3 protein-coding genes are annotated in these 1,985 nt (G+C 68.3%); 2 read left to right on the top strand and 1 reads right to left on the bottom strand.

Annotated elements, in window-relative coordinates:
* Positions 1–470 (top strand): thioredoxin family protein (locus tag WBV89_RS18095; protein WP_423982727.1); only part of this gene is annotated, 470 nt, incomplete at its 5' end.
* A gap of 21 nt (positions 471–491) precedes the next feature.
* The gene (gene udp, locus WBV89_RS18090; RefSeq protein ID WP_423982726.1) at positions 492–1,256 is read left to right on the top strand and encodes a uridine phosphorylase; all 765 of its coding nucleotides are present in this window, start codon (positions 492–494) and stop codon (positions 1,254–1,256) included.
* Between the two features lie 38 nt (positions 1,257–1,294).
* Here udp and WBV89_RS18085 read toward each other — a convergent pair.
* The coding region (locus WBV89_RS18085; RefSeq protein ID WP_423982725.1) for an FHA domain-containing protein at positions 1,295–1,985 on the bottom strand (691 nt) is incomplete at its 5' end.

Raw genomic sequence — 1,985 nt, 5'->3', positions numbered from 1 at the left:
CCGAGCTCTACGCGATCTCGAATGTTCCGACCGTCCTGTTGATCGACGAGGACGACATGATCGTCCAGCCGAACTGGAACGCATACGCGACCGACACGTTCAAGGACTTCACCGGGGTGGACTCGGGCAACCAACTCGACGCCATCCGCCGCTGGGTGATCGATGGCGAGACGATGATGTCGAGCGACGATGCCCGCGACGCGGTCGGAGACCTGAGTGACGAGGAGGAGCGCGCTCGACTCCACTTCCGACTCGCGTTGCATCTACGCGACAGCGGCGACACCGATGGTGCCGACCGCAACTTCGACCTCGCCGCTGCCCTTGCACCGAACGACTGGACGATCCGTCGGGCATCGCTGCCACTGCGCGGTGGGGACCCGTTCGGCCCGGAGTTCTTCGAACTCCTCGCCGAGTTCGATGCCGCCGGCCGGCCGTACCACGGCGTCAACCATTCGGGACTCCGCGAGTGAGCGATTGCTACGGTCGGCGACATGAGTGACGTCTTCCACCTGGGTCTGACTCGCGGGGATCTCGCGGGTGCCTCACTCGCGATCGTTCCCGGCGACCCCGAGCGCGTCGAGCGGATCGCCGCCATGCTGGATGACCCCGTTCCGCTCGCGTCGACCCGGGAGTTCACGTCGATTCGCGGATCGCTCGACGGGATGCCGCTGGTGGTCTGCTCCACCGGAATCGGCGGGCCGTCGACCTCGATCGCCGTCGAGGAGTTGGCCCAGTTGGGTGTCGGGACATTCCTGCGAGTCGGGACGACCGGCGCGATCCAACCCGACATCGAACCGGGCGACGTGATCGTCACGACCGGGGCCGTCCGCCTCGACGGTGCGAGCTTCCATTTCGCTCCGGCGGAGTTTCCCGCTGTTGCCGACTTCGCGTGCGCGACAGCGCTGGTCGAAGCAGCACGGGACTCGGAGGCGACGTTGCACATCGGAATCACCGCATCGTCGGACACCTTCTACCCCGGCCAGGAGCGCTACGACACCGTCTCCGGTCGTGTGTCGTCGCGGTTTCGCGGGAGTCTCGACGAGTGGCGGGCGCTCGGCGTGCTGAACTACGAGATGGAGGCCGCGACTCTGTTCACGATGTGTTCCGCGCTCGGTCTGCGCGCCGGTTGTGTCGCCGGGGTCCTCGTCAATCGGACCCGCGAGGAGACGCCGGCCGACCATGCGGCCGAGCAGGTCGAATCGGCGACGATCGGCATCGTCGTCGACGCCGCGCGTCGGCTCCTCACCGCGCGCTGAGCCGCCAGGGGACGAGAGCCCCGGCTGCAGCGAACGGGTTACCCCGCTGGCTCGACGGTGCAGTGCAGCTCTTCGCCGAAGTCGATCAGTGTGCCCGGCACCACCACCACCGGCTCCCCGGCGCGCATCCTCCGACGCTGCTGCCCGGGAAGCTGGACCTCGGTGCCGTTCGTGGAGTCGAGGTCCTCGAGCCACATCTCGCCGCCTTCGAGACGAACCTCGGCGTGCGTACGCGACAGACCCTGACCCGGACCGTCGAACTTCATGAGGTGCGGGAGTCCACCGGTGTACTCCCCCGGGACCTTCGGATTCCGACCGATCAGCACATTGCGGTCGACGGCGATCCTCACGCCGTTCGAGAACACCAAGATCCCCGCTGCGGCGCTCGCGTCCCCTTCGGTGCCGGCCGTGTCGACCGGAACGTCGCCGAGAACGACGTCGTCGAAGATCGAGTTGCTCGCCTCGCCGTCGTCGAAGTCGACCGTGCCACCGGATGCGGGTTCGGCGAATCCGGAACCAGGAGGGGGCGGTGCCGCGGGCTGCGGGCTGGCCGGCTGGGCGTCGGGAGGAGGTGGGCTGACCGGCTGCGGCGGGATCGTGGCGGACGGCCCCGGGCCGTCATCGACGTCGAGCCACAGATCACCGACGGGTTCGGCCGGTGCGGGTTCGGGGTCTGCATCGGGTGACGGTTCTCCGTCGGCAGCGACGCCGGATGTCGCAGTCCAGCCC

This window comes from Ilumatobacter sp. (assembly GCF_049588435.1).
Classification (GTDB): domain Bacteria; phylum Actinomycetota; class Acidimicrobiia; order Acidimicrobiales; family Ilumatobacteraceae; genus Ilumatobacter_A.
The sequence above is the reverse complement of the archived record's forward strand: the minus strand, read 5'-3'. Positions and strand labels throughout refer to the sequence as shown.